This window comes from Mesorhizobium sp. WSM4806 (genome assembly GCF_055811635.1).
The window spans coordinates 150,126-169,980 of the sequence record NZ_JBVVQZ010000018.1 but is presented as its reverse complement, the minus strand read 5'-3'; the positions used below and the strand labels follow the sequence as shown (position 1 = coordinate 169,980).

Below are 19,855 nucleotides of genomic sequence, written 5' to 3'. Positions count from 1 at the left end.
GGGGCTGGTTGGGCGGGCGCGGTGTCCTGCGCCATCGCTGGCGACAGCGACAGCGCCGTCAGCCCGAATGCCAAGCCAAGGCTGGCGAGCGACGCGCGGCGGAACAATAAGGACATACAATTAACTCCAATGGGGATAGCTAGGGCGGGATGGCTTCCAGACCAGCCGGATTGTGGCGGAATTTGGCACGGTCGTCAGGGCCAGCGCGCCGTTGACATCGATTGAGCCCCCTCTTATCTGTCCAACGACTTTGCGTCCAGAACCGTTTTCCGGGCGCTTTTTGCGTTTGTCCGCGTTTCACGTGGATTTGATGGGGCCGGCCGGCACCCGTCGCAACGACTTGGAATGCTATCGAAAGGACCATTGAATGGTCAGTTTTGGCGGTCTCGCCCGTAAGGTTTTCGGCTCCTCCAACGATCGCCGGGTCAAGTCAACCCGACCGCGCGTCGAAGCGATCAACGCCATGGAAAACGAGATGCGGGCGCTCTCCGACGCCGAACTGACGGCCCGCACGGAAAAATTCCGCCAGGACGTCGCCAACGGCGCCAGTCTCGACGATCTCCTGGTGCCGGCCTTCGCCACCGTGCGCGAGGCGGCGCGCCGCGTGCTCGGCATGCGCCCGTTCGACGTGCAGCTGATCGGCGGCATGGTGCTGCATAATGGCGGCATCGCCGAGATGCGCACCGGCGAGGGCAAGACGCTGGTCGCCACCCTGCCCGTCTATCTCAACGCGCTTGCCGGCAAAGGCGTCCATGTCGTCACCGTCAACGACTATCTTGCCACACGCGACTCCGAATGGATGGGCCGCGTCTACAAATTCCTCGGCCTTACCGTCGGCGTCATCGTCCATGGCCTGTCCGACGAGGAACGCCACGCCGCCTATGCCGCCGACGTCACCTACGCCACCAACAACGAGCTCGGCTTCGACTATCTGCGCGACAACATGAAATACGAGCGCGCCCAGATGGTGCAGCGCGGCCACAGCTACGCGATCGTCGACGAGGTCGATTCCATCCTCGTCGACGAGGCGCGCACGCCGCTGATCATTTCCGGTCCGCTCGAGGACCGCTCGGAAATGTACAATACCATCGACGCCTTCATGCTGAAGCTCGAGCCGGCCGACTATGAGATCGACGAGAAGCAGAAGACCTCGATCTTTACCGAGGATGGCACCGAGAAGCTGGAAAACCTTTTGCGCGACGCCGGCCTGCTCAAGGGTGAGTCGCTCTACGACGTCGAGAACGTCGCCATCGTCCACCACGTCAACAATGCGCTCAAGGCGCACCAACTGTTCCAGAAGGACAAGGACTACATCGTGCGCAACGGCGAGATCGTCATCATCGACGAATTCACCGGCCGCATGATGCCGGGCCGCCGCTATTCGGAAGGCCTGCACCAGGCGCTCGAGGCCAAGGAGCATGTGGCGATCCAGCCGGAGAACCAGACGCTCGCCTCCGTCACCTTCCAGAACTATTTCCGCCTCTACAAGAAGCTCGCCGGCATGACCGGCACGGCGCTGACCGAGGCCGAGGAATTCGCCAACATCTACAATCTCGACGTCACCGAGATCCCGACCAATCTGCCGGTCATCCGTATTGACGAGGACGACGAGGTCTACCGGACCGTCGAGGAGAAGTACAAGGCGATCGTCAGGGAGATCAAGGAAGCCCGCGAAAAAGGCCAGCCTACCTTGGTCGGCACCACCTCGATCGAGAAATCCGAGCTGCTGGCCGCACGCCTGCGCAAGGAAGGTTTTGCCGATTTCGAGGTGCTGAACGCCCGCCACCATGAGCGTGAGGCGGCGATCGTCGCCCAGGCGGGTAAACCCGGCGCCATCACCATTGCCACCAACATGGCCGGCCGCGGCACCGACATCCAGCTCGGCGGCAATGCCGACATGCGCATCGCCGAGGAGCTTGGCGACATGCCGGCCGGCCCCGAGCGCGACGCCAGGGAAAAGGCAATCCGCGACGACGTCGCCCGGCTGAAGGAGAAGGCGCTCGCCGCCGGCGGCCTCTACGTGCTCGCCACCGAACGCCACGAATCGCGCCGCATCGACAACCAGTTGCGCGGCCGCTCGGGCCGCCAGGGCGATCCCGGGCGCTCAAAATTCTTCCTGTCGCTGCAGGACGATCTGATGCGCATCTTCGGCTCCGAGCGCATGGACGGCATGCTGCAGAAGCTTGGCCTCAAGGAAGACGAGGCGATCATCCACCCCTGGATCAACAAGGCGCTGGAAAAGGCGCAGAAGAAGGTCGAGGCGCGCAACTTCGACATCCGCAAGAACCTGCTGAAATATGACGACGTCTCGAACGACCAGCGCAAGGTGGTGTTCGAGCAGCGCCTCGAGCTGATGGACGGTGAAGGCCTGTCCGAGACCATCGCCGAAATGCGCGAGGGCGTCATCGAGGAGGTCGTCGCCAAGGCTATTCCCGAAAACGCCTATGCCGAGCAGTGGAACGTCGCTGGCCTCAAGGCTGAGGTCGCCGAATTCCTCAATCTCGACCTGCCCATCGAGGACTGGGTCAAGGAAGAGGGCATTGCCGAGGACGACATCCGCGAGCGCATCAGCCAGGCCGCCGAGACCGCTGCCAAGGAGCGTGCAGAGCGCTTCGGCCCCGACGTGATGGCCTATGTCGAGCGCTCCGTGGTGCTGCAGACGCTCGACCATCTGTGGCGCGAGCACATCGTCAACCTCGACCACCTGCGCTCGGTCGTCGGCTTCCGCGGCTACGCCCAGCGCGATCCGCTGCAGGAATACAAGGGCGAGGCGTTCGAGCTGTTCCAGGCGATGCTGGGCAATCTGCGCCAGGCCGTCACCGCGCAATTGATGCGCGTCGAGCTGGTCCGCCAAGCCGCCGAAGCGCCGCCGCCCGAGGCGCCCGACATGTTCGGCAGTCATCTCGACGGCACCACCGGCGAGGACGATTTTGATGGCGGCGAGACCGGCCTTCTGGTTCGCCAGGAGACCCACGCCACCGTCGCCCCCGAGAACCGCGACCCGCAAAACCCCGCCACCTGGGGCAAGGTCGGCCGCAACGAGGCCTGCCCGTGCGGGTCAGGGAAAAAGTACAAGCATTGCCACGGGGCGTTCGCGTAAGCACCCACTTCCCTTCTCCCCGTTCACGGGGAGAAGGTGCCCGAAGGGCGGATGAGGGGCGACGCCAACGCCCACGATTAGCCAATCTCCCCACCCGTGGGGGGATGGCCGGCTGGCGAGAGGGGGGCGCTGTCCCGTCGACACCGGAAATGGGCCTTCAGCTCTTATTTCTTTCCATCAGCTGGCCTGTCGTTTCGTCGCGTTCTGCCGCGAACGGTGAACATGGCACAAAGCCGGCGCCCCTCATCCGCCTGCCGGCACCTTCTCCCCGTGAACGGGGAGAAGGGAACACTCCTACCTCCCACCCAACCGTTTCTTAATGTGTTTTGACTACACCTAGACCCGAAAAGAAGCCGAGAACGGAGTGTGATCAGGGTGCGCTTTTCCGCGGCGACGACAGCCGGGCGGTTCCTGCCGCAGCGCCTTGCGCTGCGCGCAAAGCCGCTGCTTGGCCGCATCGATGCCGTGCTGTTCACCGCCGACGAGCGCGGCGAAGCCAGCCGCATGTCGCTGATCGCCTTTTCCATCCGCATCGTCAGCGCCGTCATCGCTTTCGTCAGTCAGGTGCTGATGGCGCGCTGGATGGGCTCGTTCGAGTATGGCATTTTTGTCCTTGTCTGGGTGACGATGGTCATCGTCGGCAATCTCGCCTGCCTCGGCTTCCACACCTCGATCATCCGCTTCATTCCCGAATATCGCGAGCGCAACATGCTGGCCGAACTGCGCGGCATCGTGCTGACCAGCCGCCTGTTCGTGCTGGTCGCCTCGACTGCGATCGCCGGACTGGGCGCGCTCGGCGTCTGGCTGCTCTCGCCGTTTATCGAGAACTACTATGTCGTGCCGTTCATTCTCGGCCTCATCTGCATGCCGATGATCGCCATGTCCGATCTGCTGCAGGGGCTGGCGCGGGCCAACTCGTGGGCGCTGTTTGCGCTGGCGCCGACTTATCTGGTGCGGCCGGTGCTGATCCTGGCGCTGATGGCGCTGATGCTTCTGGTCGGCTTTGCGCCCGATGCCAGGACGGCGATCTTCGCCTCGATCGCCGCCACCTATGCCACCACGCTCGGCCAGCTCATCGGCATCACTGCGCGCATCGGCAAAAAAATCCCGGCCGGGCCGAGGAAGCTGCATTTCGCGCAATGGTTCCTCGTGTCGCTGCCGATCTTCCTGGTCGAAGGCTTCTTCTTCCTGCTCACCAATGCCGACGTGCTGATGGTCGGCGCCTATATGAATCCCAACGACGTCGCCGTCTATTTCGCCACGGTCAAGACGCTGGCGCTGGTGCATTTCGTCTATTTTGCGGTCAAGGCGGGCGTCGCCCAGCGCTACGCGCAATTCACCCATGGCGAGCCCGAAAAGCTCGCCGCCTTCGCCCGCGAAACCGTGTCGTGGACGTTCTGGCCATCGCTGTTGATGGCGCTGCTGGTGCTGGTGCTGGGCGAGCCGATGCTGAGCTTGTTCGGGCCTGAATTCGTTGCCGGCTACCCGCTGTTGTTCCTGCTGGTCTTCGGCGTCGTCGCCCGCGCCGCCGTCGGCCCCTGCGAAAGCCTGCTCACCATGAGCGGCAACCAGAATATCTGCGCCGCCGTCTACGCCATGACGCTGGCCTTCAACATCGGCCTCAATCTGGTGCTGATCCCGCTTTTCGGCCTGTGGGGCGCGGCGATGGCCACCGCCTTCGCGATGATCTTCGAAGCCGGCGCGCTGTCCTTCACGGTCTGGCGCAGGCTCGGCATCGTCATGGTCATTTTCGTAGCCGCCAAAGGAGCCGCGTGATGGCTGCCATCCCGTTGCTCGAGGAAACCAGCGGCGGCCTGGCCGGCGCCCTGGTGTCGGGCCTCGCCGGGCTCGCCCGCGAAGCCGATCCCGCCCATATCGAATTGTTGGCCAACGGCCGGCCCCAGCGCAAACTGGCAATTTACGCCGCCTCCGCCGGCTTCGACCTGGTCGAGGAACTCGACTATCTCTGCGCCCGCACGATCGAGCCCAACGTGTTCTTCAACCCGCGCTTCCTGGCACCCGCCATGCCGCGACTGGAAGACCGCGAGGTGCGGCTGGCGGTCATCCGCGACGGCGACGAATACCGCAACCGGCTGCGCTTGCTGGTGCCGTTCTCGGTGGAGCGGCCGGCGACGCCGCTCGGCGTGCGGGTGATGCGCACATGGTCGAGCCCGTTCGGGCCGATCGGCACGCCGCTGGTCGACCGCGACGATCCCGTCGGCGTCATCGAGGATTTCTTCGCGATGCTGTCGCGGCCGCATCTCAAACTGCCAAAAGTCTTCGTGCTGCCCGACATCCGGCTCGACGGCCCGGTGGCCAGCCTGCTGGCCACCGTCGCCGAGACGCGTGGCCTGACGCTGGTCACCACCGGCAAGGCCGAACGGCCGATGCTCGAAAGCGAGATCGACGGCGATGAGTATCTGAAGGCCTCGCTGCGCTCGCACCATTATCGCGAGTTCCGCCGCCTAAAACGCCGCCTCGCCGACCTGGGCAGGCTGGAGCATCAGGTGGCGCGCGGACCGGAAAACATCCGCCATGCCATCGAGCGTTTTTTGACGCTTGAGGCCGCCGGCTGGAAAGGCCGCGAGCGCACCGCCATGGCCATCGACCGCTACCGCGCCGCCTTTGCCCGCGAGGCCGTGCACCGGCTGGCCGAACGCGACCTGTGCCGCATCCATTCACTGACGCTCGATGACCGCACCATCGCTTGCCTGGTTGTCTTCGTCGAGGCTGGCGTCGCCTACACCTGGAAGACGGCCTATGACGAGACGCTCGCCGCCTATTCGCCGGGCACGCTGCTGATGATCGAGGTGACCAGGCAGCATCTCGACGATCCCAACATCATGATGACCGATTCCTGCGCCGTGCCCGACCATCCGGTGATGAGCCGGCTATGGACGGAGCGACGGCCGATCGGCACGCTGGTCCTCGGCCTGACGCCGGACGCCGACCGCCTCGCCCGCCAGGCGGCGTCGCAGATCCACCTCTACCGCGAAACCCGCAACATGGCGCGCCTGCTGCGCAACCGGGTGAAGAGCTTGCTGGGACGGCGGTAGGGCAAAGGGCGGCTCCCCTTCTCCACTTGTGGGAGAAAGTGGCCTCGCGAAGCGAGGTCGGATGAGGGGGTGCTCCAGTGGCACCCAACAGCACTCCGTCCAGTAACCGTCTTGGCGCTGCGCGCCAATCCACCGCCCGGGGCGAGTCACGGGCCTCGCCCGCCCTTCGGGCCCCACAAGGGGAGAAGGCAGAGAGGGGCAGCGCCGGCTGGTGGTCGCGGCGCATCATCCAGGACCATCGCCTGGTCTACCGCGCCGCCGCGTCGCTTCGCTCCTTGCTCCGGCCTGGGAATGACGAAGGCGCAGGGGCTTACGCTAATCACCAGCGCTGGAAATTGGCAGCTGCAGGCCGGACGGCACCGACCGTCCACAGTCCCTTTCAGACTCAGTCGAAGAACTGTGTCGAAGGCCTAGGTCATCAGGGTTAATTCTCCCAACCAGCGGAAAGGATTAGCATCGGCGACAATCTCGGCCGCGCAACCAGCATCATTGCCGCCTCGGTCCTGCACGGCCAGAACAAAAATCTGGGAGGAATGCATGACGAAAAGAATTCACTTCAGGCGTCGCAGTATTCTCGCTTTGACCGGCCTCATCGGCGCCTGCCTGATTGCGGCCGCGGGTCAGGCCGCCGAGCCCGGCAAGGTCGAGATCGATGCCCTGAAACAATCGCTTTCGAAGTACGAAGACTACAAGGCCGCCATTCGCGACCTCTACCTGTCGACGGTCGGATGCGTTTATTACAGCGGCGAAAAAGTGGCTGGAGCTATGGATTACCCGAAGGGCGCGATGGGCATTCATTTCGTCAACGTCGCGAGCGTCAGCCCGACACCAGATCCGACGCGCCCCAATGTCCTTATCTATGAGCCGGTCGACGGCGGCTTGCGCCTGGTGGCCGTGGAATGGCTTGTTCCGCTGACGCCCGACACCAAGGAGCCGCCGAAACTGTTTGGACAGACGTTCCAGGGGCCGATGGAGGGGCATTATCCGCTTATTCCGTTGGAGTTCTACCATTACGATCTTCACGTCTGGCTGTTCAAAGACAACCCACTTGGAATGTTCAGCCCGACGAACCCCGACGTGAAATGCGACAATTACGCGTTTCCGATGCCGGAGCAGCCGACCAAGATGGTGCCGGGGCCGATGTAATGGCGACTTAGTCTACGCAATGGCCCGGCCTCAATTGGGGTATCCCAGGTGCGCCTGGGATAACCTCCCACCGAGCTTTCAAGGTGTCTCGGGTAGAAAATGGTGCCCCTAGCCGGGAGGCAAGATTTGAACCTTTTCAACGCTCAATTTCGAAAGTGGGACAGAATAGGCCATTCAAGATCCTTATCTTTTTCGTCGAGATTGTCTCACCGAAACCTAGCTAGGACAGGACCTCTTCGATGCCTGACCGGGACCAATCGATAGCGATCGACCGGCTAACTTGCACGGCAAAGGGGTCGCAAGTTCAAACCGTGCCGCTGTAGACGTCACAGCATCGGAATGGCTTGAAAGGGGCCGGCAACCAGCGCTCATAACACAATTGCTTCAACGTAGCGACCCAGTCGGTCTTCTGCGGGGTCGCGCTCGGACAGCCGTTCACTCCGGCAAGCCCGCGAACCGCATGTGTCCGATCCAGCGCTCAAGGGCTCCGGGGGCGGTGTAATTCTTCTCCCACTGCTTGCGTTGTTTGCTGATGGAGTCGCCGGGCGAGTCTTTGAGGAAAACCGCAAGCGCTTCCTTTGCCTCCCGCTTGTTTCCCAGACAAGCGTGGATCCCCGCAAGCATTCGGTGTGCGCCGCTCGGGATTCTGGACATTTTCCGCATCGCCGTCAGCGCAGCCCGGCAATCGTTCTTTTCGTAGAGCGCCCAGCCCATGTCCCAGTGGAACCAGTCAGGGTGGAAAGGATCGATGCCCATAGCCTGCTTGATCCGATCGATAGCTTCGTCGGTGCGGCCAACATTCAGCAGCACGCCCGCACTGTTGACGAGGGTATCCGAATTGCTTGGGTTCAGGGCTATCGCCTGATCGTACCGGACAAGGGCCTGCTCCACCTCGCCGGCTTCCGCATGAATTCTGGCGCGGACATGATGCGCTTCAGCATCATCAGGAGCGAGCAGGATGGACTTGTCGGCGTATTCGGCGGCGCGCTTCAACGCCTCGTCAGGGTTATTTTCCTGCTTGTGCCAGAAAACCGCGTCATGGCGATAGGACCAGGCCAGCCCGATATAGCCGAACTGGGAGTCCGGATCCGCTTCGATCGCCTTGAGGCTGAACTGCCGTAGCAGCTCGTTCCCCGCGGCAGAGAAATCCTTGTCGGTCTCGGCAAAACCAATCAGGACATAGCGGAGCGCGCTGACCTGCGCGGCGTCGCTCCTTGGCAAGGGTCGCTCGATCCTGCGCCCGACCCTATCCGCAAGCGTGCGGATGATCTCCTCCTGGACGACGAAAAGATCGGCAATTTCGCGGTTGTAGGTGTTGGCCCAGACATGCGATCCGTCATGCGCATTCAGCAACTGGGCGGTCACTTTCAGCTGGTCTCCGATCTTCTGCTGGCTGCCTTCGAGGAGGTAGTCGACGCCGAGTTCATCTCCGATCTGCCTAGCGTCAACCGGATGGCCGCGGTACCTGAAGCTCGAGTTCCGGGCGATGACGGCATAAGTCTTGCTCCGAGCAAGCTCGGTGATGATCCCCTCGGCGACGGCATCGCTGAGATATCCCTTGTCCGCGCCGGTACTGAAATCGTCGAAGGGAAGGACCGCAATCCTCGGCATGTCGCTCGAACGAACCGGAGCGGCCCGCCATATTTCCGCGCCGTAGTATACGCCGATCGCTGCCGCAACGAGAACGAGTGCAGCAAGAATGAAGCCGCGTCGCGAGAATCTTGTCTTGGCTCGTTCCGTGCCGGCTGCGGCGTGCAGCCACGGCGCGTCGGCGAAGAGGTTGACGTTGTAAACGCGGACCGGTCGATCAATGTTCTTCAGCGTCTGCTCGCCAGTGTCCTCGAAGGTCAGATCGAGCCGGTTGCCGATATGGTCTCGCACAGAGCCGGACACGGCGACGCCGCCGGGCCTGGCGATGCTCTCGATGCGCGCCGCGATGTTGACGCCATCGCCATAGATGTCGTTGTCCTCGAAGATGATGTCGCCGAGATGGATGCCGATGCGAAATTCGATGCGGTGGTCCTCCGGCACGTCGACGTTGCGCTGGCGCATCCTGCGCTGGATATCTGCGGCGCAGGCAACTGCATTCACCACGCTCGGGAATTCGACCAGCATACCGTCGCCGGTGACCTTGACGATGTGGCCCTGATGCTCGGCGATCTTGGCGTCCGCCATCTCGCGCCGGTGCGTCTTTAGCGCCGACAGCGTACCGGCCTCATCCAGCCCCATGAGGCGGCTGTAGCCAACCACGTCGGCGGCGAGGATCGCAGTGAGCCGGCGCTCCATGAGGGAAATCCGGGTTATTCAGAGGAGCCTAAAGTATCATGTTCAGCGCTGCGTGCCATACGAAATCCCGCTGGCGCGCCGCCCCGAGCATCAGGAGTGGCTCGGAAACGGTTCGATAAACCGAACCTGCGCCTTTGCGGTACCCGTTTGGCGCTTTTTGGCAGGCGAGCCGCGCCTGCGCACCCCATGTCCGGAATTGGCGCGGCAAGCCGACGTTGGCGCAGCGATCTGTACAGATCCGTAAATGGCGCATTCACGTCTGTCAGCGGTCGCCGGGAAGGTCGGCTTTCAGGCGGCGATCAAGTAGCCCTGAACGGCTGACATTGGGCGCAAAGCAGCCATGCCGCCGTCGCGTGTGAGACTCTGCTTCGGGTCACAAGCAGAACAGCAGCCCCCTACGGCTCGTCACCTCAACCCTTCGACGGCGGACGAGCAAAGCGTTCCCCGTAAGGGATCGGCTTATCCCTGCGACCGCGGAGTTGTGCGGTTTCGACATGGTTGGGGACTACGTCCTTGTCCCCGACGATTAGAGGATTATCCTTGACACGTTTGGGCGAGGCGATCGCCCATGGAGGTTGTCATGGCAGACGACAAGTCAAAGCGTGGTCCGCAAGATAGAGCACGGGTCGACGGTGGCGAAGACTATGAAGTCGGGTACCTCATGAAGAAGCACCATCTCGAACGGGCTGATGCCCTCAGGCTGGTAAAAAAGTATGGAAACAACCGCGCAAAGATCGAAGAGGAACTCGTTGCCCGAAAGGTTTGATCGTGTATTGCCGAGAGGCTGGCATAGAGCCAAGCACGCCTGAGTGTGACCAGGCTGCAGGCATAATCATGGCGCTTTTCAACAACGGCATCGGCACTGCTGAGGAATTGAAGACAGCGCTCCAGTTCCGTTTGGAGAGTGAGTTGCGACGGTACGGTCAACGCCTATCCCGCCTAGCTGAGAACCGCTCTAGATCGTAATTGTACATCGAATTCCAAGTGGAGGTCGCGTTAGATGCAAAACGCGAGCCCTCTGAAAAAACCCATTGTCCAATTAAGGCAGTGGGTTTGGAGGCTGTATGAAAGGGGTCGTTGTTTGGCGCTATTTCACGGGCATGCCGTGTCAGATGCACGCGGACCTCCGGGGAGTAACATGCTGCTGAGGCTGCACCGGATCGACAAATTCTACCCCACTGGCGAGGGGCCGTTGCATGTTCTGCACGGGATCGATCTTTCGCTGGAGGCGGGCAAGAGCCTTGCGCTGACCGGCGAGTCTGGCAGCGGCAAGAGCACGCTTTTGCACCTTGTTGCAGGGCTCGACAGCCCTGATGCGGGAGAAATCCACCTTGGCGGTACCAATATTGTGGGGCTGAACGATACAGCCCTTGCCGCCCTGCGGCGGGGAACAGTCGGACTTGTGTTCCAGCAGTTCAACCTGATCCCTTCGCTTGATGTGGCGGCCAACCTTGCCTTTCAGGCTCGGCTTGCTGGCCGACCTGATCCGGCATGGTTGAAAGTCCTTTCCAAACGGCTGGGCCTCGCCCAAGTCCTCACACGCTACCCTGAACAACTGTCGGCCGGCCAGCAACAGCGGGTGGCGATCGGCCGGACCTTGGCCGCTCGGCCCCGGCTGGTTTTGGCCGATGAGCCCACGGGCAATCTCGATGAAGCAACAGGGGACGCTGTACTCGATCTTATGCTGTCGCTGGTGGCTGAAACGGGTGCCGCCCTGTTAATGGTTACCCATTCCAACCGTCTGGCAAACCGGCTGAACGCCCACGTTCACCTGCACGCGGGACGGCTGGCTTGATGGTGTGGACCGGGTTGTCAGCGCTCTTGTCGCATTGGCGCAGGCGGCCTGTCCAACTGGCGATGCTGCTTTTGGGGCTATCGCTGGCAACGGCGTTGTGGTCAGCGGTTCAGGCGATCAACGGTGAGGCGCGGGCGAGCTATGACCGTGCAGCGGCGATCCTTGGGCAGGACCGGCTCGCGCAACTGGTGCGTGAGGACGGGGCCCGGATGGATCAACAGGTGTTTGTGAGACTGCGGCGAGCAGGCTGGCTGGCTTCGCCGGTGATTGAAGGTGAAATGCGGTTTGGGGATGTGCGGTTGCGCGTCCTCGGCATTGACCCACTGACTTTGCCGCCGCAGGCGCAGCAGGTGGATGTTGCGGTGGGTGATGAGCTATTGCCGTTCATCACGGCGCCCGGTGTGCTCTATGTAGCTCCGGAAACCGCGGCACGACTTACCGAGCAAGCAACACCTCCCGTGCGCGTGGCCGAGGGTTTGCCGCCTGGTACAGTCCTCACCGACATCGGGCAGGCGCAGGTCTTGCTTGGGACAAAGGACAAGATCTCTCGTCTTTTGCTCTGGCCGGACCAACCGATTGGCCGTGCCCCTCTAGAGGTGACAGCCCCCGGCCTGACCCTGCGCGAGCCAAGCGAAACGGGGGATCTTGCCAGGCTGACCGACAGTTTTCACCTGAACTTGACGGCTTTCGGTTTTCTTGCCTTTGCGGTGGGGCTCTTCATCGTGCATTCCGCCATCGGTCTGGCTTTTGAACAGCGCCGCCAGGTATTTCGCACGCTGCGCGCACTGGGCTTGCCGTCCCGCGTGCTGGTCCTTTTGCTGATCACCGAGCTGCTGATCTTCGCCCTCCTCGCGGGACTGGTGGGCGTGGCACTTGGCTATGTAGTCGCCTCGGCCCTTTTGCCCGACGTCGCCGCCACCCTGCGCGGGCTTTACGGGGCCGATGTGCCGGGAACGCTGTCGATCCGCCCCGCAGTGTGGGCAGCGGGGCTGGCGATCGCGGTAATCGGCACGCTGGTAGCGGCCGCACAGAGCCTCTGGCGGCTATGGCACCTGCCGCTGCTTGCGTCGGCCCAGCCTCGGGCCTGGGCGCGGGCTTCGGAGCGGGCACTGCGCGCGCAAGGCGTGGCTGCGATGGTGCTCCTGTTGACGGCGGCGGGAATTGCACAGTTCGGATCCGGCCTCGAGGCGGGTTTTGCGCTTCTGGCGGCACTGCTGTTGGGGGCGGCACTGGCGCTGCCGCTCGTGCTGACGGGGATATTGCACCTTGGCGGCCGCTTGGCGCGTGGACCATTGGCTGAATGGTTTTGGGCCGACACGCGTCAACAGCTTCCCGGCCTGTCATTGGCGCTAATGGCACTGCTGCTTGCGCTGGCCGTCAATGTGGGCGTCAGCACGATGGTGTCGAGCTTTCGGCTGACCTTCATCGGCTGGCTCGATCAGCGTCTCGCCTCTGAGCTTTACGTGACCGCCCGCACTGAAGCAGAGGCCACGGCGATACACGACTGGCTGGCCCAGCGCAGCGACGCGGTCCTGCCGATCTGGAGCATTGAGGGCCGGGTCGCAGGCCAGCCCGCGGCAATATACGGCGTGGCCGATCATGCCACCTATCGCGACAACTGGCCGATCCTCTCTGCAGTGCCGGAGGTGTGGGACCGGATCGCCACAAGCGACGGCGCCCTGATCAACGAACAACTGGCGCGGCGCCAGGAGTTGGGCTTGGGGGACCAGATCACGCTGCCCGGTGGCTGGCGGGCCAGCATCGTCGGCGTCTATGCCGACTATGGCAACCCGATCGGCCAAGTGATCATCGGGATCGACACACTGCTCCAGCACTATCCTGACGTCTCCCGCCTGCGCTATGCCATTCGGATTGCCCCCGGCAAGGCCGAAGCACTGGCTGCGGGTTTGCGGGCGGAATTCGGGCTGCCCGCGCAGAACGTGATTGACCAGGCCGGGATCAAGGTCTTTTCGCTCAAAGTGTTTGAGCGCACATTCAGAGTGACAGCCGCGCTGAATGTGCTGACGCTGGGAGTCGCGGGGCTGGCGATGTTTGCGAGCCTCATGACCCTGTCGGGGATGCGCCTACCGCAACTGGCGCCGGTCTGGGCCATGGGTCTGCCCCGCCGCCACCTCGTATGGCTGGAGCTTTGGCGCGGCTTGTTGTTGGCAGCCTTGACCATGCTGGCCGCTCTGCCTGTAGGTATCGGGCTCGCCTTTGTTCTGCTGGCGGTGGTGAATGTCGAGGCTTTTGGCTGGCGTCTGCCGATGCACCTTTTTCCCGGTGACTGGGCGCGGCTGGCGGCGCTCGCGCTGCTGGCGGCCGGACTTGCAGCCGCCGTGCCTGCCTGGCGGCTGGCGCGTCTTTCGCCATCGGATTTGCTGAAGGTATTTGCACATGAGCGTTAGAGCATTGCTGATCTATATGTGCTTGGCCGCACCTGCCTTTGGCCAAGGTTTTGCTGGGCTTGGCACAGAGGCTGACGGGTTTTCAGTGCCGCAGCCGGGGACTGCATTCAACTTTCCGGCAGACCACGGCCCGCACCCCGGTTACCGGATCGAATGGTGGTATTTGACCGCCAACCTGCAAGCTGCGGATGGAGCGGACTATGGCGTGCAATGGACTCTTTTCCGATCCGCCCTGGCCCCGGTGGAGCGGTCAGGCTGGTCCAGTCCGCAGCTTTGGATGGGCCATGCGGGGCTGACGTCGCAAACGCACCAATTCGTGGCCGAACGGATGGCACGGGGCGGCATCGGCCAAGCGGGGGTTACGGCTGCGCCCTTTGCGGCCTGGATTGACAACTGGCAGATGGCAGGCCGGGCCCTGCCAGAGGCGGATGCGCTGTCGGCGCTCGATCTGCGTGCGGCGGGACAGGCGTTTTCCTACGAACTGGCGCTGGACGCCAAAGGCCCTCTGGTGCCGCAGGGAGTGCAAGGCTATTCGGTGAAATCCGAGAAGGGGCAGGCGAGCTATTATTACTCGCAACCATTCTACCACGTGACCGGCACGCTGACCCTTCCGGCAGGCGCGATTGCGGTGACCGGTCAGGCGTGGTTGGACCACGAATGGTCCTCGCAGCCGCTGGCTGAGGATCAAACCGGGTGGGACTGGTTCTCGCTGCATTTCGACAGCGGCGAAAAGATGATGGGCTTTCGCCTGCGCGACAGAGGCGCGGGCTTTACATCGGCCACATGGATCAAGGCCGACGGCAGGCCGCAGCCGCAGGCCCCCGGCGCGCTAAGGGTGACGCCGCTCGAAACGGCGGCAGTCGCGGGACGTAGCGTGCCGATCCGCTGGAGGGTGCAATTGTCGGAAAAAGGGGTGGATGTGACCATCCGGACGCTAAACCCAGAAGCCTGGATGGACACACGCTTTCCCTATTGGGAAGGCCCGATCCGATTTGAGGGCACCCATGCCGGGCGCGGCTATCTCGAGATGACAGGCTATGAGTGACTGGAGGACGCTGCTCGATCGCGAGATCGCGACGGTTGGCGAATTGCCGAAAATGGAGAAGGTTAGTTTCCAGGCCCTTCCCTCTACCATTTTAGGCGTTTAACGGCATGATATTGTTGGATTTTTCGGCAAAGAGTCGGAAAAATGGCTCCGGCGTCAGTCCGGGTTCTGACCGCCTTGGTGCCGCCACGCGACAGCCGGCAACAGAGATCGACTGGCGCCGCTTCCGGGCAGTTCACCCTAGTCGGGTTTGCATCCTTAGTGATAAGCGGTCCCGGCAGGAAACGGAGTGGGTCGCCACGGAGGTCGTGGAAGCGGACCGAGCGGTCATTCCTGCTTTGTATTTGAACGGCTGTTTTCGCTGGATCAGCGGAATTAGCCGACGGCGCAATTACCTCGACGTAGAAGTTCGAAATCCCGCTCGGCTCGGTCTTGGGACCGATTGCACGCCATCCCGCGGGTTCGTTCCCCGGAGGCTTTCGGACGCCGGCTCCGGCACCAGGCCAACACGTGGAACCGCCCGCATCCGAAAGCCATCACAGTAGCGGATGTTGGCTTGAAGAAAACGCAAGTCTGCTTGGAGAACATTCAACCCCGGCGCCATTCCCGAGTGGCTTGATCCCACTTGAACTGGGCGGGATCCGATGTCCGCGTATTCGATCGGGCCGATGTCGAGGTTGGCGACCAGACTGCCTCGGCTGGCGGCGTCGCGCATGCGGCCAAGCTCGTTCTGTAAAGCAAGGAAAGCCACACCGGCTGTGGTCGCTACCCGCGAATACTGCTGCCCGCGCGCGTGGGGGAACCCTCAACGCGTATGCACCGTTAAGACGATTGCCAGGGAGAATCGCCATGAATAGCGCGGACCCGACCCACCGAATTCAGCCTGAAGTGCGCGCCGCAATTAGCGTCTTCCTCAACGAGGTCCAAAGAGACCTGAAACCATTTGCTCTCTCGGAAGCCCTAGCAGCAATAAGACAGATCTTTCCTGAACTGGAAATCTCCGACGCCGATCTTGCCGACGCCATCGCGAGTGAAGCTCTATCGGCTGGCGTCGGCATTGAGTTCGACGTGCTTAAGACGCGTAAGGCGCTCGAACGGAGGGCGATCGAGCGATGGGAGAATGAAGGCGGCGCTAGCGGAAGGAAGAAGAACTCAGATCGGGCTCAAAGCGACGCGGCGCAGCGAGTAAAAACCAATGACACCAGTGGCACGAGGCGACGGGCAAACGAATCTAAGGAGCGGCATCGGTTGATCTAGCCAAGTCACTTCCTTAAGCCGCCTCTTTCTTCCGCCGGCGTTCGTTGCGCTTGGTAGCCAAGGGCAGTCGCCGATCAAGAACTCCATCAACGCAATAGCGCTGCCTGTGCGTGAGTGCCGCGTATGGTTTCTTTCAAGCGTATCGGGAGGACATGGAATGGCAAAGCTTTCGGCTCCGTGCCCGATTTGCAGGAAGGCGACGAAACAATTACAACTGACTGCCGGTGACTATCTGGAGTTCGACTGCTCTGACTGTGGGTACTTCCAGATATCCAGAGCATTTCAACAGGTAGCCTCGAAAACAGCCGGTTTCCACGAGGCGGCAATCACTTGAGCGGGCGAGAATAAGGGCGAGATACGGTCGCTGCCGACCGTCACTACCTACGACCTGCCATAGCGACCGGGTGATCAGAACGGCGCCATCGCCTCCGCCCTCTCTCGGGTTGTTCACGTCGGCCCACCGGAACGCTCGATTCCCAACCCGCCATGCGCTCGTAGCTCAACTGGATAGAGCACCGGACTTCGAATCCGTAGGTTGCAGGTTCGAACCCTGCCGAGCGCGTCATTTTGATTTCCTTTGGTTCCCCGACGGACTATTGAAATGGGGCATTCCGTGGTTTGCTGCCCATCTAGGAGGCGAGCATGATCATTCCCAGCGACGACCAAGAAGCCCAGAGTATCATAGTCGAGATCAAGGCAATCCTTGCCGAACTATCCGCGATCGACGTTCGGACTGACCTCGCCCGGTGGATGGTGTTGGAGCAACGGCACCATGCGCTTGCGGGGAAGCTTTATGAGCGGCGCATCGATCGTCCGTCCTAGTGTGTCGCTCTACTTAGGCGAAGAATCGCCGAACCGCGCACTTCCCGCCGGAGACACACATGAAGCGCAAGCCCAGCAAAACGGGATACAACAGACTGCTTGCCAGCGATGCCCACCCTAATCTCACGAGATCCGCTGATCGGTATTCTTGAACTGGATACCGATTCTGACCCGATCGAACTGGCCATGAACCGAAAAGTTGCCGAGCGTCTGATGTCGACCGTTGTCGAATTCCTTCAGGCTGCCGAAAGAGCCGACGCGCCGACATTTGGCGGTCGAGCGCCTGGAGCAGGCCGCAGACGGAGCGGCGGCGGAACCGAAAAGAGGCGAAGAAGGACGTCTTTAGGCGCCTCGCGCTGCTGTGAATGGCGCGCGGCGCGAGCATCACCGCGAGGCATTAGTAGGGCCGCGCCTTAAGCCTCGACCTTCTTCAGCTCCGAGAGCCGCACAAGGCCGTTCTGGCTGCGGAATGTCAGTGTCGCATCCGTACTTTGCGCCTGGGCGATCCCCGAAATAACGTGATCGCCGGTGTCGTAGATCGTGCGCCGGCCGGCATCCTCGATGACCAGTCGCCGCGTGTCGGGATAGATCGCGTAGCGCAAATGGTTCTGCGATCCAGTCGATGAGGGTGTGCCGAGTCCGCCCGGCCAACTTTCAGGTACCTGCTGATGCGATCTATAGCTCACTTCGGCAGGCTCATTATGGGCAACCTCAGGATTCTCCCGCAGATAGGCTGCGAGATCCGTGGCCACAGCGTTCAGCTTCGCCCTTAGCGCATCGTTGAACATGTCGCCGACCATTGTCATGCCTGATGACCACTGCGACATGCCGCCGAATTCGGCATGGCTGAATTGGGCCATGGAACCCCCGCCCGAGCGCAGGGCACGCAGCACGGTTTCTACCGCGTCCCTTGACAACCCGTGCCGCGCCGCCAGCCGCGCGACCAATGCCGTCTCTTTGAGATCAGCCACCGTACTGCCTCCCTCTTTTCGCCATTTAACACTGCGATAGGGACATCGTTCCACATGCCCTATCCTCCGAGCACGCCAAGGGGCAATTACAGCCCTTGCCCACGGGCCAACGCGTGTAGGCCGACATCTTTCCGCCTTTGCCGGCATGGCCTCAACGAGGCACTCTGGGCGACCAAGATATGTGCAACGAGCACCTACCACAGTTTGCGGCCGCGCGCCTGCCCTGAGCGGAACGTTCGAGTTCCACGCCGCCTTTTATGAAACTCTACATTGACCACGGAATCGACAGCGGTGCAGCTTGCAATTTTTCGCCGAACGGCGTCACACGGTGATGGTCGTGCAGCACCAGCCCGCGCACAAAACGATCGCGGACTCCTTCCTGCAACTGGCGCAATCCCCGAAAGTCCTGCGGAACCGTTGCGGAGGCCTTCACTTCGATACCGACGACCCGACCGCGCGATCCTCGATCACGACGTGACCTAGTCCTGATCCTTGGTCCGGTAGTGTGAGAAAGACACCCGTCGCTCTGACCACGACGCGAGCTTCAGGAATTCAGACACCACGAAGCTCTCGAGCAAAGCACCGAACCGCGATCGGTCCTACGTCCTTCATCTACGGCCGGTCACCAGATTGTCAACAATCTTTAAAAGTTTTGTTGACAGGTGATTGATTTGAGCCTTCACTCACATAAGTCCGCGTATCGGTCGAGTTCTGTCGCAACAATGCGCGGCCTCCAAGGGGAAGAACAATGATCAACAGACGTTCAATAATCACATTCGCCGCGCTCGGCGCCGTCTCCGCACTGGCAATCATGGCCGGCGGCACAATCACGGTGCACGCCGCCAACAAGGAACTCAAGATCGGCTTTGTCGGCGTGACGAGTGGCGCGGCCGCTGCGTGGGGCACATCCAACGTCCGCTCGATGCAGACACGCGCCGCCTGGATCAACGAAACCGGCGGTGTGAAGATTGGTGACGAGACCTATGACATTAAAATCGTCACCTTCGACGACCAGAAGGACCCGAAGCGGGCGATCGCCGGCATGGAGAAGATGGCCCAGGAGGGCATCCACTATGTCGTCGGTCCGAATGTCGACGACGGCGCGGCGGCGGTGCGTCCCGTGGCAGAATCCAAGGGCATCATCTATTTTCCCTACGCATTCCCGAAGGAACTCTACACCCCGCCGGCGTCTAACGCCGTGCTCGGCATGATCGCCAACTACCAGTCGGCTCCGGCGATCTACAAATATCTCATGGAAAACAGGGGCGTGAAAAAAGTTGCCTTTGTCGCCGCCAACGAATCCGATCCGCTGAGCCAGCGGGATGGCGGTGTTGCCGCGGCAAAGGCACTCGGGCTCGAGATTGTGGCTGCCACGGATGTCTACCAAAACGATACCCGCGATTTCACGCCGGTACTGACGCCGATCGTTTTGCAAAAACCGGACCTGCTGGTGCTTTCGGGCGTCGCGCCGGGCAATGCGCCGCTGCTGATCCGCGCCGCGCGTGAGCTCGGCTACGAAGGCCTGATCTCCACCGAAACGGCGCAGGATGCCAAGGTGCTGGAAGAGGGCGCGGGCGAGTTGGCCAACGGCTTCATCTCGGTCGGCGGCGCATCGACGCCCGAAATCGCATCCGACACGATGAAAGAGTTCGTCGAACGCTATACGAAAATGTTCGGCGAATACAATGACGAGTCCAACACCAAGGTCTACGCGCTCGAATACATCATCGAGACGCTGAAGGCGAACCCGGCTGCGATCGACAATGTCGAGGAGTTCAAGAAGACGATCGACACTTTCTCGGCGCCCAATCCCTATCTGAAGGACGATGCCAAACTGACCTATGTCGGAATGACGTCGTTTGGCCAGAAGCGCCAGCTTTCGGTCCCGATGGTGGTCACGGAATACCGCGACGGCAAGTTCGAGACGCTCTTCGTCGCTCAAGTCGATTGACGCAACTGCACCGAAGCG

14 protein-coding genes and 1 tRNA gene are annotated in these 19,855 nt (G+C 61.9%); 12 read left to right on the top strand and 3 right to left on the bottom strand.

What is annotated here, in order from left to right:
- The first annotated feature begins 367 nt into the window (after nt 1–367).
- From secA to AC0L2M_RS25645, 4 genes are all read left to right on the top strand, one after another.
- Nucleotides 368–3,100, top strand: a complete 2,733-nt coding sequence (secA, locus tag AC0L2M_RS25660) for a preprotein translocase subunit SecA (protein ID WP_023797283.1) — start codon at nt 368–370, stop codon at nt 3,098–3,100.
- A 375-nt stretch (nt 3,101–3,475) separates the two neighbouring features.
- Complete coding sequence (locus AC0L2M_RS25655) at nt 3,476–4,876, top strand: lipopolysaccharide biosynthesis protein (protein ID WP_128246139.1); 1,401 nt, start codon at nt 3,476–3,478, stop codon at nt 4,874–4,876.
- Nucleotides 4,876–6,156 (top strand): GNAT family N-acetyltransferase, encoded by a 1,281-nt coding sequence (locus AC0L2M_RS25650; protein ID WP_473536235.1) that lies wholly within the window; start codon nt 4,876–4,878, stop codon nt 6,154–6,156. Before AC0L2M_RS25655 ends, AC0L2M_RS25650 begins: the two co-directional genes overlap by 1 nt.
- A gap of 537 nt (nt 6,157–6,693) precedes the next feature.
- A complete protein-coding gene (locus tag AC0L2M_RS25645; protein ID WP_023797279.1) occupies nt 6,694–7,302 on the top strand; it encodes a hypothetical protein in 609 nt (202 codons plus the stop codon).
- A gap of 435 nt (nt 7,303–7,737) precedes the next feature.
- Here the strand turns inward: AC0L2M_RS25645 and AC0L2M_RS25640 are convergent, their stop codons facing one another.
- Complete coding sequence (locus tag AC0L2M_RS25640) at nt 7,738–9,588, bottom strand: adenylate/guanylate cyclase domain-containing protein (protein WP_473536234.1); 1,851 nt, start codon at nt 9,586–9,588, stop codon at nt 7,738–7,740.
- 580 nt (nt 9,589–10,168) lie between these two features.
- Between AC0L2M_RS25640 and AC0L2M_RS25635 the strand changes: the two genes are divergently transcribed.
- From AC0L2M_RS25635 to AC0L2M_RS25605, 7 genes are all read left to right on the top strand, one after another.
- Nucleotides 10,169–10,354 carry a DUF3606 domain-containing protein gene (locus tag AC0L2M_RS25635; RefSeq protein ID WP_077380219.1) on the top strand — a complete coding sequence of 62 codons (186 nt, stop codon included), beginning with the start codon at nt 10,169–10,171 and terminating at the stop codon, nt 10,352–10,354.
- 372 nt (nt 10,355–10,726) lie between these two features.
- On the top strand, nt 10,727–11,383 hold the full coding sequence (locus tag AC0L2M_RS25630; RefSeq protein ID WP_031254148.1) for an ABC transporter ATP-binding protein: 657 nt from the start codon (nt 10,727–10,729) through the stop codon (nt 11,381–11,383).
- On the top strand, nt 11,383–13,791 hold the full coding sequence (locus AC0L2M_RS25625) for an ABC transporter permease (protein ID WP_473536240.1): 2,409 nt from the start codon (nt 11,383–11,385) through the stop codon (nt 13,789–13,791). The genes AC0L2M_RS25630 and AC0L2M_RS25625 overlap by 1 nt, the downstream gene beginning before the upstream one ends.
- Nucleotides 13,781–14,836, top strand: coding sequence for a lipocalin-like domain-containing protein (locus tag AC0L2M_RS25620; protein ID WP_023797274.1), 1,056 nt, complete (start codon nt 13,781–13,783; stop codon nt 14,834–14,836). Before AC0L2M_RS25625 ends, AC0L2M_RS25620 begins: the two co-directional genes overlap by 11 nt.
- Before the next feature lie 849 nt (nt 14,837–15,685).
- Nucleotides 15,686–16,093: a hypothetical protein gene (locus AC0L2M_RS25615; RefSeq protein WP_473536233.1), complete on the top strand. Its 408-nt coding sequence runs from the start codon at nt 15,686–15,688 to the stop codon at nt 16,091–16,093.
- A gap of 488 nt (nt 16,094–16,581) precedes the next feature.
- Nucleotides 16,582–16,655: transfer RNA gene (locus AC0L2M_RS25610), tRNA-Arg, on the top strand.
- 80 nt (nt 16,656–16,735) lie between these two features.
- On the top strand, nt 16,736–16,915 hold the full coding sequence (locus AC0L2M_RS25605; protein WP_473536232.1) for a hypothetical protein: 180 nt from the start codon (nt 16,736–16,738) through the stop codon (nt 16,913–16,915).
- Between the two features lie 413 nt (nt 16,916–17,328).
- On the opposite strand, the gene AC0L2M_RS25600 is transcribed toward AC0L2M_RS25605, so the two are convergent.
- Nucleotides 17,329–17,886 carry a hypothetical protein gene (locus AC0L2M_RS25600; protein WP_473536231.1) on the bottom strand — a complete coding sequence of 186 codons (558 nt, stop codon included), beginning with the start codon at nt 17,884–17,886 and terminating at the stop codon, nt 17,329–17,331.
- Between the two features lie 265 nt (nt 17,887–18,151).
- Nucleotides 18,152–18,280, bottom strand: coding sequence for a hypothetical protein (locus tag AC0L2M_RS25595; RefSeq protein WP_473536230.1), 129 nt, complete (start codon nt 18,278–18,280; stop codon nt 18,152–18,154).
- 354 nt (nt 18,281–18,634) lie between these two features.
- Here AC0L2M_RS25595 and AC0L2M_RS25590 point away from each other — a divergent pair, with 354 nt between their 5' ends.
- Entirely contained in the window at nt 18,635–19,837 is a 1,203-nt protein-coding gene (locus AC0L2M_RS25590; protein WP_473536229.1) for an ABC transporter substrate-binding protein, read from the top strand.
- Nucleotides 19,838–19,855 lie beyond the last annotated feature (18 nt).